Source organism: Chitinophaga filiformis, from assembly GCF_021646545.1.
In the GTDB taxonomy this organism is placed as follows: Bacteria; Bacteroidota; Bacteroidia; order Chitinophagales; family Chitinophagaceae; genus Chitinophaga; species Chitinophaga filiformis_A.
The window spans coordinates 1,507,585-1,522,411 of record NZ_JAKIRP010000001.1 but is presented as its reverse complement, the minus strand read 5'-3'; the positions used below and the strand labels follow the sequence as shown (position 1 = coordinate 1,522,411).

The window sequence follows — 14,827 nt, the reverse complement described above, 5'->3', positions numbered from 1 at the left end:
TTTTATGCCAGCGACACACATTAAATTAGCCATTTTAGATAACTACACGCTATTTATCAAAACATTAAAAAGTTATCTCTCAGAAAGAAAAAATATCACCGTTGCTATTCAGTCGTCCAATGAATATGACCTGTTGCAGCAACTAAAACATACGCAGATAGATGCGTTGCTGGTCGATATATTAATGCCCACACTTACAGACACTATTTTATTGATCCGCCAGGAATATCCCCGCATAAAAATACTACTGCTCGGAACGGACAAAGACATCCACCTTATGTGCGACCTGCTGGAGCTGGGAATATATGGCTTCATTTCCAAATCAGGAGACCCTGAAGACCTGCTGCAGGCGATAGATGCCGTAAAAGAAAACAGAGTGTACAGAAATAGATTATTTACAGACGTGTTGTATGAGAATACGCAGTATGAGAATAGTCGTAATAAAACAAAAAAAGAAGCCACACTGAACGACAGAGAGAAAAAGATCCTTCAGTTATTATGGGATGAAAAGAGCAATAAGGATATAGCTGCTCAGTTGTTTGTAAGCATCCGGACAGTAGAAAAGACAAGGCAGGATTTGAAAGATAAGTTGGGGGTAAGGTCTACTGTTGGGATTTTGAAGTATGCAATAAAAAATAAGATCATTGTAAATTAATCAGCTCATCAATCCTGCTTAACAACCTTCTCCCAAAACCCATCTCCAATTGCATGAATAGCCTCACGGGCTTTGTCCTGTTCCCTCCGGAGCTTGCTGGCCTTTGCTTTACCTGAACCGTGCGCTTCCAACAGGTCAACAGCTACGGCCGCGTCATGCCATTTACCTATGGCATCCTGCATCTGATCGAGATAGTCAATTTTTAACTTCAATTCAGCTGCTAATGGTTTGTGAAGGATACCATGCACATATATGAGATTTTTTATTTTCTTACGCGCCTCATGAAGCTGATCGCTGGATGCGGCGGTTACAACAATTGCGATTTTCTTCAATTGTCCGCTGAACCATTGTTTGATATCGCGACTATGAACCGGGTGTAACGATTGCAATAGAGATATGACTGTATTCCTGATATCATGATCATAACGGGTTTCATGCAAACGGAACTTCGCGCTTTCTTGTTGGATAATGTTAGTTGCTTTGATACTGAACAGCGGCTGACAAATATCGAACTGCCTTATCATTTGCAGATTAATACCGGCTTCTCTGATGATACCTGCACGGTGGAATATTTTCTTGATATTTTTTTTAATAGTAGCCTCTTTTTCTCCTTTGTATAATTTCGTCAATTCGGAGAAAGCCTTTAGTTTTTTTATCTCCACCCGCAGTTTGTGCAATGCTTCCTGACTTCCGGATGCGGCAAAAGTATGTAACTGGTCCCGCAGCTCCAGGCACCGTTTAACGAGATATTTACGTTGCCTTTTCCTTCTAAGCATACCCACTACTTTACAGTTAAAGTTACCACTAATTCTCCACTGATGTTCCGGCCGCTACTGCCCGGACCTCCACAAATCCCTCTATGTTTTCACTCATCAAATATTCTACACTGCCCATATTTATTTTTTTACATTAGGCTGCCTATTCTAAACTTCTATCTGCAAAAAACATTAAACTATAAACAGGTCACATCGTTATGAAAAGGAGAGAATTTATCAAAACCGGCGGTCTTGCTGGTGTAGGAGCAGGCTTAACCATCCTTAACTTTCCCGTATTCGGGAAAAATGCTCCCAGCAATAAGCTGGTATTAGGCGTCATGGGTGTCAATTCCCGGGGAAACTGGCTGGCCCAGTGTGCAGCGAAGCTGCCAGGTGCTGAAATTGGCTATATCTGCGACGTGGAAGACGGCGCAATTGCCAAAGGCCTGAAGGCCGTTGCCGGCGCACAGGAACGTAAACCCACTGTGATTAAAGACATTCGTCAGTTGCTGGAGCGTAAAGATTTTGATGCGCTGTTTGTGGCTGCTCCGGACCATTGGCATGCTCCTGCAGCTATAATGGCCACCGCAGCGGGTAAACATGTGTATGTGGAAAAACCCTGCGCCCACAATCCGGCGGAAGGCGAACTACTGATAGCGGCAGCAAAGAAATATAACCGGCTGGTCCAAATGGGTAGCCAGCGCCGTTCCTGGCCCAATATGCAACAGGCTATAAAAGAGGTAAAAGAGCAACATGTCCTGGGTAAGATATATTATGGCAAAAGCTGGTATACGAATAACCGTCAGCCTATAGGTATTGGTAAAAAAATAGCCGTGCCGGATACCCTGAACTGGGATTTATGGCAAGGTCCGGCCCCGCGCCGCGACCACCTCGACAACATTGTCCACTATAACTGGCACTGGCGCTGGCACTGGGGTACATCAGAAACGTGTAATAATGGCACCCATGAACTGGATTGCCTGCGCTGGTTCATGGACCTGGAATTTCCCACTAAAGTAACCTCTGCCGGCGGACGTTATGCCTATCCAAAAGACGACTGGGAAACACCAGATACCCAAACCCTCAACTTTGAATTTCAAGGCGGCAAAGCCATCTCCTGGGAAGGACGCAGCTGCAGCTCATTTAACCTGGAAGGCAGCGACCGTGGTTTTGCCATTTTCGGCGACAACGGCACCCTGTACAACTCCGGAGGCGACAGCTACAAGATAGTAGATGTAAAAGGAAAGACCGTCAAAGAAGTGAAGCAGTCTACCAATACCAATCAGAGCGCCGTTAACACGGTTAGTCCTGCCGGGGAATATTACGACGCAATACATATCAACAACTTCCTGGAAAGCATCCGCGGCAACGCCAAACTTAACGCGGAAATAAATGTCGCCTACCGCAGTACATTACTCCCTTTGTTAGGCAATATTGCACAGCGTACAGGCAGGGTATTACATACTGATCCCACCAACGGTCACATCCTCAATGATGCCGATGCCATGAAATTGTGGAAAAGAGAGTACGAAAAGGGATGGGGTCCCAAGGTATGACGGCTGAAGGAAGAGACTGAAAACTTTTTTACAGTCCGCGTAGGGGTATGTTCGGCCCTTCGTGTTGTACTATTATATCATTGTGCCAACAAGCATTGGGTAATTAACGGTATTGGAGAAACGAGATAAATCTGAGCTGTTCCTGCATCTTTTTCATACCTGCTATGAAAAGCTGCACAGGTATGCCTATACATTACTGAGGGACAGCGAGGAGGCCAATGATATTGTACAAACTGTATTTGCCCGGCTGTGGGAGAAACGGGAAGCCGTTGTCTTTGAAGAAGATATAAAAGGATATCTCTATCGTTCTGTTTATAACCTCTGCATGAACAATATCCGGAAGGACGGAGCAAGGGACAGGTACATGTCCTACAAAACCGGAGACAAGGATAATATCATGCAGGGGGGCACAGAACAGCAAACGTTGGCCAGAGAGCTCGAAAAACACATCATACAGGCCACCGGCGCCTTACCCGAACAATGCAGGATCATCTTCCTCAAAAGCCGAGAAGAAGGTAAAAAGTATGCCGAAATAGCCGCAGAACTGAATATCTCAGTTAAAACAGTGGAAGCACAGATGAGCAAGGCGCTAAAACTGATGCGGGAAAAACTGGCCGATTACCTCCTCACCATTTTGATTTTATTGCATATAAATCATCTTTTGTAAAGCCGGCATGAAATAACTTATCATTGAGTAAACAACAAAACATAGCGATATCTGAAACTCTGCTGATAAAATACCTGGCAGGAGAAGCGAGCCCGGAAGAGGCCATCGCCGTTGATGAATGGGTGGATCAGGCTCCGGACAACAAACGGCTGCTGCAGCAATATCTGCAGGTATGGTCGCATGCAGGCAAAGAAGGAACTTATAACGCTCCGGATCTTCAGCGGGAGCTGCAACGGCTCAATATTGGCGCCACCCCTCCGGAGGGGAATCGCAAAACACCTTTACTACGTACACTATTTATCCGCCGGGCTGTAGCTGCTGTATTCATTTTATGCTTTGGAGCAGCACTCCTCGTTTTCCTCCATCCGTGGCAACCCACGAAGGTCCCTTCTATGCTGGCGCTTACATCTTCTGATGATATCCTCCGGGATACTTTACCCGATCATTCGAGTGTGACATTAACACCGGGCAGCCGGCTGGAACGCCCTGCTTCCTTTGATGATGCTGGAAGAACAGTACACCTGCACGGAGAAGCTTATTTTTCTGTCGCTCCTGATGCTAGAAAACCTTTTATTGTACATACTGGTTCCGCTGACATCAAAGTGATAGGCACGGCATTCAATGTGAGAACTAACAAAGACAGCGTCACGGTACAGGTAGACAATGGGGCTGTACTTTTCTTTGATAATAATGACAGCGTCATCGTAAAAGGTGGGATGCAAAGTACATACCTGGTGGATACACATCACTTTTCCACAACAAAATTGGAAGGAAGCAATGACTATGCCTATGCTACCAAAGTCTTCCGGTTCCAGGCAACCCGGCTGGCATCAGTGGTTGGTACCCTGGAAAAAGCTTACAACGTGAAGATCGTACTGGAAAATAAAAAACTGGCGGACTGCACACTCACGACTTCTTTTACCAATATGCCTATTGAGTATGTAATGGAGGTCATTACAGCATCATTGTCTATTCAGTATCGCATGGAAGGGCCTACTATTTATCTGCAAGGGAATGAATGTAATTGAGTTATTTCGAAAGGCATGCCTGACGGCGATATGCGTATTACTGTTAACCGGCGCCAGGGCACAGACAACCACGCCATCGTTAGACAAAAAAGTACGTGTACCGCTAAAGGAAGTGAATATTACTACCCTGGGGGATATGATAACAGCACAAACAGGTTTCATACTATCCTTTAACGCCCAAAAGATAATAGCCTGGAAACAGCTTCAGCTCCGGCAGTCTTCTTATTCCATCCAACAGTTGCTGACGATGATCAAGGAAGCCACAGGTTCAGAATATGTCATTTACCAGGATCATGTCATCTTTCGCCAGATAAACAACAAGCGTGCTGCTAGCCAAACGGCCGCTTTTACACAAACAACCAAACAGATCGCAGCACGCAAGCCAACAGGTATAAGCCGGCAGGCGGTCAGCATAGCAGGCAAAGAGATCAGCATGCCGGCATCTAAACAAACAGATCATATTGCCACTCGTAAAAATACTGCCCGTTATCATACGGGCGCCCGTACGGCCAGCCAGATGGGGCCCAATAAAGGATCAGAGACAGGGGCATCATCTCACAGCGCATCTAACAAGAACAATAATAATCGCCGGAATATTCTTACAGATCGTACCAGCAAAGCAAAAGATATTAAAACGGCCATTAAGCCTGATCGGGCTGTAACAACACCGGCAACAGATATGGCTGTGCATCTTATTCCCAATTCATTGTCCTGCATCGCTCCACTACAGATCACTATTCCTGCTATAAAACCGGTATCGCCGGCATTAATCCCCCTTAGTCCACCTGCAGGACGGGAAAAAAAACGGTATATCTATGAAAAGCCGGGCCTTTTCAAACCATTTGTACAGGCAGGCTTTGCGGCAGATGATGCGCTTTATGCCAACCTGCAGGCCAAAGCAGGTATAACATTGGTTTACGGTATTGTGTCGTGGAGTACCAATTTTTCAGTATCGGGCTTCCGCTACGGAGCCGGCATCAGTTATCCTCTAAATAACGGCTGGCTGATAGAGCTGGAAGCAACAACGGGAAAGCTCTTTAAGGAAACACCTATACACATTGATGATGACACTACCAATACAAGACCACCGCTTTTTGTGAACAGCCGCTTGCAAAGGGTCTGTCTTTTTGCACAGAAAAGTATAGCGCCACACCTGTCAGTATATGCCGGGCCTGTATTCAATCATCTGAAAAGCACCTACCAACTGAGCACCTGGTCCTTAAGCGTGGCCACCCTCCAGGAGATATCATTAACTCCCGAAAAAGACTACATGACTATCAGACCTCCATATACACTTCACAGGTCTCCTGCCGAAGAAATAGAAGATATCAGGGTATGGATTGGTTTCCAGATCGGCATAAGTTACCGGCTCTAACCCATCGCTTGTTTCAGTTCATCCAATAATCGGAACGTATCCCTGAATGTACCGGGTGCTGCGCGGTGCAGCATTTTACCCTGTTGTACCTGTGTAACGAAATAATGGATCTCATCACGATAACCATACTGTACTATAGGATTATTCCCCGCCACCGGTGTTGCCGTTGTATAGTTACTTTCACTTAGCTGGCGCCGACTGTTGTAGATCTTATCAAAGGGTACTCCCGCAAACTGCCTGCCCAGAGGCGTAATCCGGAAACTACCCGGATAGGTTATTTCAATTACGTTACGGGGAGTGAGGCATTGCAGTGTATCGGTAAACAATGACCAGGAATAGCAGGTGGACAGTTCCAACATGCCGGTTGCCTGGCGGTGCTTTACCAGCAACTGCAGATGTAAACTTCCATTTGCGTCTGAATGATGTAACAGCGTATATTGCTCTACAGGCCCGAAGAACGCTAATACATTATTAATAGGATGACAGAATAACTCCATTATAGCATCTCCTTCCGGATAGGCACCTGTAATATAACGGGCCTGATAACTGTAGGTATTGGCGATATTCTTCTTCAGATGCCGGTTCAAAGGACTGAAACGCTTATTGAATGCAATCATGCATTTATCTGCATGAGGATGGGCCATCAGTTGCTGCAGGACCGCATAGCTGCTGACAGCCGGCTTTTCCACAAACACGTATTTGTCTGCATCCAGGCAAGCCTTTACCAAAGGAAGCTGGTGTTCATTCTTCAAACAGATAAAAACACCCCGTATTGCCGGATCATTTAATATCACAGAGAGCTCGGATATACCTGTGCATCCGGGAAAAAGACGCGCAGCCTGTGTAGCAACCTGTAACTGGCGGGAGTAAAGGTATTTAATACGGACGCCCATATTTAATATTACGGGATATAAATTGTCTATACTATGCTGCCCTACTCCTATAAAAGCGAAGGACGGGCCGTCGCTAAACAGCCCGCCTAACATCTTCATTCTCCGCCATTGTTTATATGTATCGATAACCAGCTTCAACATGTACTACACTTTTGCCATTACAGCTTTAAAACTTTCTTTCTGTTTGTTCCACTGATAATCACCAAACAACTTCTCTGTGATCAGGTTGCCCAATAACCGTTCTGATTGCCGGAGCAACGTTATATCGTACTTACGATGGAAGTTGATCCAGCAACCATTACAGTTATGACAGTGATGTTTCTGTACAGCATTAGTAGCGGCATCATTAAAGATATGGTCGAGTGTATGGTTGTACACATTTCCCAGCTTCAGGTCAAGGTTCTGACAGATGGGAACATCTCCATTGGGCAATACTACAAGGCTATCGAAAATGGAATAACAAGGCATTTTCAATTCCCCCTGCTGCCAGTATTTATACAGTTGTAGGAAATCGAGGTTTTCATCAAACCCCTGCAGGCTTTGAATAATATCAGTAGGTATTTCAAGACGGGCGGCAGTAGCGGCAGGTACTTCACTGGAAATAACATTGTCAGTATGCGCTGTTTCTACTGTATCGAAATAGGAGATATTGTTGTAGATACCGATCCGCAGATCTGTTCCATATTCGGCACACACCTGCATTACATGCCGAAGGTCATCAAAACTGTTGTAGGGAGACAACGTGAACATGACAGAGATAGCCTGTTCTTTATGCAGCTCTTTGATTACACGTAACACTTTATCGTAGCCATCCTTTCCACGCATGAACTGATACGTTTCCTTATTGCCGTCCAGGGAAATGAACAGGCGTTTGGGTGCATATTCTTTTGCCGCTTTAATTACTTTTCCCGGATCCAGGCAATTCGACAACAGATCATATACAGGATGAAACCGGCTGAACCACTGCAAGATCTCAAAAGCCTGCGGATGCAGCAGGAACTCACCTCCTTCCAGACCAATATTGGTAGATTTGCTGATACAATCACTCTGCATGATCTCCACGATCTTCTCCATCGGAAGATGTACGACCGGTCGTTTTGCCCATATCAGACAATGCTTGCAGCGGGACTGACACAGATCTGTAGCATAGAGCATCAGGGTGGACAATTTCTTTGAAGTCGGCTGTAGCTGGTTACGCACGAACCTTGAGGCCCGAGATACATAGTCGGCAGTAGTATACATGAATGTTACTTAAGAGAGCGAATAAATAAGAATAGCTATGATCACAATAAACATAAAGCTTAAAAAAGGCAGCACCAGGTAACCCAGCATTTTTGCCAGCACCTCATGCTTCTGATGTTCTTCATATTCCATAGGTCAGTCATTAAATAGTATTTAACAGGCATTCTTTACTATAACAACACAATGGGAGATGTATACCCTTACGCGTGGGAGAAAAAATAAAAGCCGCCCTGTGACCGGACGGCTGTAACGTTATCAGACCTGTAATGCCGGTTAGTGCTGCGGCATTTTTATAAAATACTTATGCTCTTTGTGGATACCTAATTTCCTGATCCGGTGATTAAGCGTCGACACATGTAGTCCCAATACTTCTGCTGCACCTCCCGGCCCAAACACTTTTCCTCTGCACTTATTCAGCACACCGAGAATGTAATCCCGCTCAACCTCCGCCAGCGTTCTGCTGTAATCCCCCTCAGTCTTTGCCTTATTCTCTGCCCCGGCCTGCGGGGAAGATAAATGGATTTCCCTGATAACATTACCCTGCATCAGCAGGATACTCCTTTCCAGCACATGTTCCAGTTCACGGACATTACCCGGCCAATTGTATGCCTCTAACTGTTTCATGGCAGTACTTGACAAGCGGACGTTCTTCTTACCAGCAGTACGGGCAAAGCGGTCAATGAAATGGGCAGCCAGCAATGGTATATCTTCCTTTCGTTCCCGTAGCGGCGGTAGTACTATAGGAAATACATTCAGCCGGTAAAAAAGATCGCTCCTGAAACGCCCCTCAGTAACTTCTTTCTGGAGATTACGGTTTGTTGCTGCAATGATCCTGACATCTGTCTTAATAGTATTCTTCCCTCCTACCCTTTCAATCTCTTTTTCCTGTATAGCGCGCAACAGTTTGACCTGCAGTCCCGGAGGCAATTCACCTATTTCATCAAGGAACAGCGTACCATGGTTAGCCAGTTCAAACTTTCCAATCCTGCGTTCCAGGGCGCCTGTAAAGCTCCCTCTTTCATGCCCGAATAACTCACTCTCGATAAGGTTAGGCGGTAATGCGGCGCAATTGACCTTTACCATCAATTTATCCTTACGCGGGGAAGAATTGTGAATGGCCCGCGCAATCAGCTCCTTTCCTGTACCCGTTTCTCCTAATAGCAACACAGTACTCTGGGAAACAGACACCTGGGATAACATGTAGAATAACTGCTGCATTTCTGCCCCTGCACCTATGATATCCTTGTATGTATATCCACTACTGATCTCCTCCTGCAGATACAGTTTTTCCTCTTCCAGTTTTTCCTTATATCCTTTGATCTCTTTCAGCTGCCGCTTGATCCTTTCATCAGCGAGGATATTGGCCAATGCTACCGCCAGCTGATCAGAGATGCCTTGTAACAAGCGCAGATCTGTATCGCGAAAAGCATTCCTTTCCTCAGAAAGTATTATCAGAAATCCTATTTCTTCATTCTGGTTCACCAGCTTTACACCCGCCAGTTCTCTAATGCCGTGCTCATAAATGAATTGGAACCCGGCATGTTTAATCGGACAATTCCTAAGCACTTGTTCAACATCAAAGACCTCTGGACTGTCTGAAGCCAGCAGCGCATCATGAACGCCATCTGCCACCGGATATTCGGCGAAAACGAGTTCCTGATAAGCGGGATCAGATGAACGTATTTCTTCTGTATCTTCTGCTATTACTCTAAAGTGCGTTTTGTTGCTGCTAAGAAGACTAATAGTAATATCATTGAGATATAAAATGCTTTTCAACCTGCATCGCAGGACAGTGATCAGGTCCTGCAGCCCTCTCGTTCTGGCAATATCCGCACTAAGCGAAAGCAGGATCTCCTTTTCTTTTTCCCGCTGACGGATGGCCTCATTGGCGAGTATGTTTGCCAGGGAGCCTGAAAGGTGATAGGAGAATCGTTCTATCTGACGCAGATCTTCCTTAGAAAATGAGTCAGGTGTTTCTGACAATAGAGCCATGCCAGCAAAGACTTCATTATTATGCATAAGCCGAATACCCGCTATTTCCGCAATGCCTGCTGCATGAAGGAAATCAAACTGGATAGCACCTTGTTTTTGTAGTTCCGGCACTGAAAATAATACAGCCGTTGCCGATTGCATCAGTACATCATGCAGGCCGTCTCTGATCGGATACTCACGGGAAGCCATCATTTCAAAATCGTCGTGCTGCCGGGTCTTTTCACAATCTTCCAGGAAAACCTTGTAGACGCCTTTCTTAAGGTTATACTGGACAATAGCAATATCAGAGAACCGGAGGAAGGTCTGCAAAGATTTCTTGATGGTGTGGATGAGCCTTTGCTTTTCCTGTGGACTGGCTATTGTATGACTGACCGCCAGCAACCTGGCTATGTCTGTCGTAAGTGACAACAATACTCTTGTCAGCATAATATCATCTCTGCCGGACATTTCAGTGATATCCGGCAACTCGTGTGGCATGTCAGATTTTCGTAAACCCATATAAACAGGTGGTTTCGTGGGATGAAAAAGGTATGGTGAGCTCAGCAAGTGATGTACCATTCTCATAAAACACTGAACCATACTCAGTTAATTAACAAAAAGCCCATATAATTGTTCATATATGAACAATCGGGTAAGGGATTCAGCGATATAAAACAAGGAAGCTGTTAATTCGCAGGCAGATCTTGAAATAACAATAATGCACTGACCAATTAGCCATATATGATCAATGATTTCAGTGCATTAATCCTATAATTAAATACGGATCAACAAGTTACAGCATGGCATCAGATTAGCATATTATCAGTTGAACTGAAACTACACTTTATGAACGCCACTACATATGTGTTACCCAATGCACCCCTGCATGTCAGGTCCGAACGGGACAGTCATTTTGAGATACATACATTGGAAGAGATGAGACGCGACAGGCTTCACTTAAATGAACAACCCGAGAGACTGCAGTATTTTGAGATCATCTGGTTAAAAGCCGGCAATGGGCAGATCACTATTGATACTGTTCAGCATTCTGTCGGACCAGATATGATCTTTTGCCTTACCCCTGGTCAGGTGAGGATTTGCCGGTTGCAGGAAGGTGCGGAGGGGCATTACCTTTCATTTTCGCAGGATTTCCTCTATCGCTGGGCCACGTATACAACCGGCAGCACCTGGCTGGATACCAACATTTACGGCATGAGCATACCGGTCGTAAAAGCCGATGAAGAAATGAAAGCCGAAATGAAAGACCTGATGGAGAAAATGGAGAAGGAATATAATCATCATTATCTTTTGCGGTCGGAAATACTGGCGGGATTGCTGAATGTATTGGTGATCTATATCACGCGGAAACTGCAGCTCCGTGTGCATGAACTGGTCCAGTCCAAGGAAATTGAACTGGTGCAGAAATTCGTCTCTCTGGTAAAAGTGCATTTCAGAACAATGAAATTTGTGGCGGATTATGCCGGCGAACTTTTTGTAACAGCCAATCATCTCAACCGGATCGTCAAAAAGATCACGGGCACACCTGCCAGTTCGCATATACAACAGCATATTATTATGGAAGCCAAAAGACAGGCGCTGCATTCAAATGTGAGCATGAAAGAAATAGCTTATCTGCTGGGCTTTGAAGACCATTCTCATTTTAGTAAGTACTTTAAGAATAACTCGGGAATGAACTTCTCCAGTTTCAAGAAAGGGCTGATAACTGAACTCATTCCTGTGACCCGCGATTAGATAGCCTGCTCATCCATTCTTTTCCCCGTAATTATACAACGGACGCCGTCATTCTGCCATTGACGCCAGTATATCTATGCAATAGATTTGTGGGTATCCATATTATTAAACCCATAAAAAGATAACAATATGACTGAACATCTAATCGCTGTTGGCGATACTATCGCTGTATTGGACCCAGCTATCGACCCGGCTATTGATACACGCATCAAGGCTTTTTTAAATGTATTAAACGGTGCTGGCGGCGATCCTATGGAAACGATGACACCCAGCGATGCCCGTAAAGTATTGGAAGGAGCGCAGAAATCCGTAGAAGTAGATCTCTCCGGTGTGGAAGTAACTGAAAAAACGATCAGTGAAGATGGTCTGAGTGTAAAACTGTTTATTGTACGTCCGGCAGGACAAACCGGCGTACTGCCTGCTTTCATGTTCATTCATGGTGGTGGCTGGGTATTGGGAGACTTCCCCACGCACCAGCGCTTTGTCAGGGACCTGGTAGTTTATTCCGGGCTTGTTGCCGTATTTGTGGAATACACCCGTTCTCCGGAAGCGAAATATCCTGTGGCGCTCAATGAAGCATATGCTGCCACTAAATGGATCGCTGCTAATGGTGCAGAACTGAATATTGATGGAAAACGCCTGGCGGTGGTAGGTAACAGCGTTGGTGGCAACCTGACTGCTGCTACTGTGTTAATGGCAAAGAACAAAAAAGGTCCTGAAATCAAATTCCAGGTGCTTTTCTGGCCGGTGACTGACGCTAACTTCGATACTGTTTCTTATCATCAGTTTGCGACTTCACGTTTCCTGACAAGGAACATGATGATCTGGTTCTGGGATAATTATATGCCGGAGGCGCAGCGTAAAGAGATCTATGCATCTCCTTTGCAGGCGAGTGTGGAAGAGCTGAAGGGATTGCCACCTACATTGGTGCAGACAGCCGAGAATGATGTGTTGAGGGATGAAGGTGAAGCCTATGCGAGAAAGATGGATGAGGCAGGGGTACCAGTTACGCTTGTTCGTGTGCAGGGCATGATCCACGATTATGGTTTGCTGAACCCCATTGCAGATGTGCCGGCGGTGCAGTCTGCATTGAGGCATGCGGCAAATGAGCTGAGGAATGCATTGAAGTAAAATTTGTCTTTACAACGGTTGTGTAGCTGGAGACCACCGGATGGCCGGCAGTCTCCGGCTACACAACCGTTGATACTTCCGGACAGCCGGTTGGTGGCTGGTCCGCTTATAGCTTCAGGGACTGTATCTATATTAGTCAGGCATTATTTGTAATGCTCTTTGGATGTTATTGCCAGCTCCGTCCGGAGCAATTTTGTTCGTAGTACAACCATATTATGTTGGTAGCATCTCATCGTTTATAGTATCTCACCGTTTGAGGATTTAAACCCATTTAAACATAAATCCGACAACTATCACTGTGTGAACGTAGCCGAATTATAAGTATCTTTCTGGCCAATAATCATCCTTCCATGACTAATACCACCGTTGAATGGATGCGCTCCATCGAGTCACTTCAGGGCGTTCCCGACAACCAATTGCAATGGTTCATTGATAATAGTGAACGGCAGGAATATCCGGCCGGTAGTTATATGTTCAAAGTCGACGACATGATGCTCGGAACCCAACTCATTGTGTCCGGCCTTGTGAGAATATGCCAGAAGCAGAACAATGAGCTACGCGAACTGCTTATAGTAGAACCTGGCAAGATAGTCGGATACCTCCCTTTTTCCAGAGGAACTGTATACCAGGTAGCGGGAGAAGTGATTGAAGATACGGTAGTACTCAATCTGCCTATTGAGAAAATACAGGAACTGATCCGCAACCATTTTGAGCTTACCCAGGCGCTTGTGCACATTATGACCAATCGTGTAAGAGATTATACTTCTTTCCTGCGGCAGAGTGAAAAAATGATGGCATTGGGTAAATTGTCGGCCGGACTGGCCCATGAGCTAAATAATCCTGCTGCTGCCGTTGTAAGAGGAGCACATTCCATGAAGAAACACCTGCAGTTACAGCCGGAGTTCTTCAAAAGGATCATGGAGATCCGTATGGATGCAGCAGCTATTGATCTTGTGAAAGAGAAAATGTTTGAAGTGCTTTCACAGCACAGGTCACAGCAATCTACTATGACACTTGTACAGCGCTCTCAGAAAGAAGATGAATTAACAGAGTGGCTGGATGAACTCAATGTAGAGAACAGCGTGGAACTGGCAGAGAACTTCGTGGAGTTTGGCTTTACCAAAGAACGCCTCGATGAATTCAGGCAACGGCTGGGGGCTAATGATATCTCGCCTGTCTTCAACTGGATCAATAATAACCTGGTTACGGAAAAAATTGTATCTGATATCGAGGAGGCATCCAAACGCATTGCGGACCTGGTAGGTTCCGTAAAATCATTCACCCATATGGATAAGGGGTATGATAAACAACTTACCAATATCCATGATGGTATCCGGAATACGCTTTCCATTCTGCACTATAAATTACGCAAAGGGAATGTTGAACTGGTAGAGCAATATGATACCACTTTGCCTCCCCTTCGTGCACTGATCGGGGAACTGAACCAGGTATGGACCAACCTGATCGATAATGCGCTGGATGCGATGGAAGTGAATAAAAGAGGTAAACTTATCATCAGAACGGAACGAGACAAGGATTGTGTGAAGGTTATCATCACTGATGATGGTCCAGGTATACCGGAAAATATCATCGCCAAAATATATGATCCGTTCTTTACAACAAAAGATCCGGGTAAAGGCACAGGACTTGGACTGGATATTGTATCACAGATAGTCCGTCAACACAAAGGTTATCTGAATGTAGAATCCAAACCCGGAGAGACCCGTTTTATCGTGTCCCTTCCCATTCATGGATAATTGTATTTATAAGTTAATTTTGAATTGACTTATGCCATTCTAAGA

The 14,827-nt window shown here is 45.2% G+C and carries 13 protein-coding genes; 8 read left to right on the top strand and 5 right to left on the bottom strand.

Going from position 1 to position 14,827, the window contains the following annotated elements; genetic code table 11:
- Positions 1-4 precede the first annotated feature (4 nt).
- On the top strand, positions 5-655 hold the full coding sequence (locus tag L3C95_RS06350) for a response regulator transcription factor (RefSeq protein ID WP_236385956.1): 651 nt from the start codon (positions 5-7) through the stop codon (positions 653-655).
- 8 nt (positions 656-663) lie between these two features.
- Here L3C95_RS06350 and L3C95_RS06345 read toward each other — a convergent pair whose 3' ends face one another.
- On the bottom strand, positions 664-1,431 hold the full coding sequence (locus L3C95_RS06345; RefSeq protein ID WP_236385955.1) for a CHAD domain-containing protein: 768 nt from the start codon (positions 1,429-1,431) through the stop codon (positions 664-666).
- Positions 1,432-1,628: 197 nt separating this feature from the next.
- Between L3C95_RS06345 and L3C95_RS06340 the strand changes: the two genes are divergently transcribed.
- From L3C95_RS06340 to L3C95_RS06325, 4 genes are all read left to right on the top strand, one after another.
- A complete protein-coding gene (locus L3C95_RS06340; RefSeq protein WP_236385954.1) occupies positions 1,629-2,966 on the top strand; it encodes a Gfo/Idh/MocA family protein in 1,338 nt (445 codons plus the stop codon).
- A 112-nt stretch (positions 2,967-3,078) separates the two neighbouring features.
- Positions 3,079-3,633: an RNA polymerase sigma-70 factor gene (locus tag L3C95_RS06335; protein ID WP_236385952.1), complete on the top strand. Its 555-nt coding sequence runs from the start codon at positions 3,079-3,081 to the stop codon at positions 3,631-3,633.
- 23 nt (positions 3,634-3,656) lie between these two features.
- The gene (locus L3C95_RS06330) at positions 3,657-4,661 is read left to right on the top strand and encodes a FecR family protein (protein WP_236385950.1); all 1,005 of its coding nucleotides are present in this window, start codon (positions 3,657-3,659) and stop codon (positions 4,659-4,661) included.
- Positions 4,648-6,036, top strand: a complete 1,389-nt coding sequence (locus tag L3C95_RS06325) for a porin family protein (RefSeq protein WP_236385948.1) — start codon at positions 4,648-4,650, stop codon at positions 6,034-6,036. The genes L3C95_RS06330 and L3C95_RS06325 overlap by 14 nt, the downstream gene beginning before the upstream one ends.
- On the opposite strand, the gene L3C95_RS06320 is transcribed toward L3C95_RS06325, so the two are convergent.
- From L3C95_RS06320 to L3C95_RS06310, 4 genes are all read right to left on the bottom strand, one after another.
- Positions 6,033-7,070, bottom strand: a complete 1,038-nt coding sequence (locus L3C95_RS06320; RefSeq protein ID WP_236385946.1) for a Gfo/Idh/MocA family protein — start codon at positions 7,068-7,070, stop codon at positions 6,033-6,035. The two genes, L3C95_RS06325 and L3C95_RS06320, sit on opposite strands and share 4 nt — an antisense overlap.
- Before the next feature lie 3 nt (positions 7,071-7,073).
- Entirely contained in the window at positions 7,074-8,171 is a 1,098-nt protein-coding gene (locus L3C95_RS06315; protein WP_236385945.1) for a radical SAM protein, read from the bottom strand.
- A gap of 9 nt (positions 8,172-8,180) precedes the next feature.
- Positions 8,181-8,303 carry a hypothetical protein gene (locus L3C95_RS34915; RefSeq protein ID WP_262915820.1) on the bottom strand — a complete coding sequence of 41 codons (123 nt, stop codon included), beginning with the start codon at positions 8,301-8,303 and terminating at the stop codon, positions 8,181-8,183.
- Positions 8,304-8,444: 141 nt separating this feature from the next.
- Entirely contained in the window at positions 8,445-10,661 is a 2,217-nt protein-coding gene (locus tag L3C95_RS06310; RefSeq protein WP_236385943.1) for a sigma 54-interacting transcriptional regulator, read from the bottom strand.
- A gap of 327 nt (positions 10,662-10,988) precedes the next feature.
- Here L3C95_RS06310 and L3C95_RS06305 point away from each other — a divergent pair, with 327 nt between their 5' ends.
- The 3 genes from L3C95_RS06305 to L3C95_RS06295 all read left to right on the top strand — a co-directional run bounded on the left by L3C95_RS06305 (position 10,989) and on the right by L3C95_RS06295 (position 14,782).
- The gene (locus L3C95_RS06305) at positions 10,989-11,894 is read left to right on the top strand and encodes a helix-turn-helix domain-containing protein (RefSeq protein ID WP_236385942.1); all 906 of its coding nucleotides are present in this window, start codon (positions 10,989-10,991) and stop codon (positions 11,892-11,894) included.
- A 129-nt stretch (positions 11,895-12,023) separates the two neighbouring features.
- Positions 12,024-13,025, top strand: a complete 1,002-nt coding sequence (locus L3C95_RS06300; RefSeq protein ID WP_236385941.1) for an alpha/beta hydrolase — start codon at positions 12,024-12,026, stop codon at positions 13,023-13,025.
- A gap of 350 nt (positions 13,026-13,375) precedes the next feature.
- Complete coding sequence (locus L3C95_RS06295; protein ID WP_236385940.1) at positions 13,376-14,782, top strand: ATP-binding protein; 1,407 nt, start codon at positions 13,376-13,378, stop codon at positions 14,780-14,782.
- The last annotated feature ends 45 nt before the right edge of the window (positions 14,783-14,827 follow it).

Excerpts from the sequence above, each read along its gene's own strand:
- L3C95_RS06325 (WP_236385948.1), top strand. The coding sequence starts at position 4,648 with ATGAATGTAATTGAGTTATTTCGAAAGGCATGCCTGACGGCGATATGC.
- L3C95_RS06345 (WP_236385955.1), bottom strand. The coding sequence starts at position 1,431 with ATGCTTAGAAGGAAAAGGCAACGTAAATATCTCGTTAAACGGTGCCTG.
- L3C95_RS06310 (WP_236385943.1), bottom strand. The coding sequence starts at position 10,661 with ATGGGTTTACGAAAATCTGACATGCCACACGAGTTGCCGGATATCACT.
- L3C95_RS34915 (WP_262915820.1), bottom strand. The coding sequence starts at position 8,303 with ATGGAATATGAAGAACATCAGAAGCATGAGGTGCTGGCAAAAATGCTG.
- L3C95_RS06340 (WP_236385954.1), top strand. The coding sequence starts at position 1,629 with ATGAAAAGGAGAGAATTTATCAAAACCGGCGGTCTTGCTGGTGTAGGA.
- L3C95_RS06300 (WP_236385941.1), top strand. The coding sequence starts at position 12,024 with ATGACTGAACATCTAATCGCTGTTGGCGATACTATCGCTGTATTGGAC.
- L3C95_RS06315 (WP_236385945.1), bottom strand. The coding sequence starts at position 8,171 with ATGTATACTACTGCCGACTATGTATCTCGGGCCTCAAGGTTCGTGCGT.
- L3C95_RS06320 (WP_236385946.1), bottom strand. The coding sequence starts at position 7,070 with ATGTTGAAGCTGGTTATCGATACATATAAACAATGGCGGAGAATGAAG.
- L3C95_RS06295 (WP_236385940.1), top strand. The coding sequence starts at position 13,376 with ATGACTAATACCACCGTTGAATGGATGCGCTCCATCGAGTCACTTCAG.
- L3C95_RS06350 (WP_236385956.1), top strand. The coding sequence starts at position 5 with ATGCCAGCGACACACATTAAATTAGCCATTTTAGATAACTACACGCTA.
- L3C95_RS06305 (WP_236385942.1), top strand. The coding sequence starts at position 10,989 with ATGAACGCCACTACATATGTGTTACCCAATGCACCCCTGCATGTCAGG.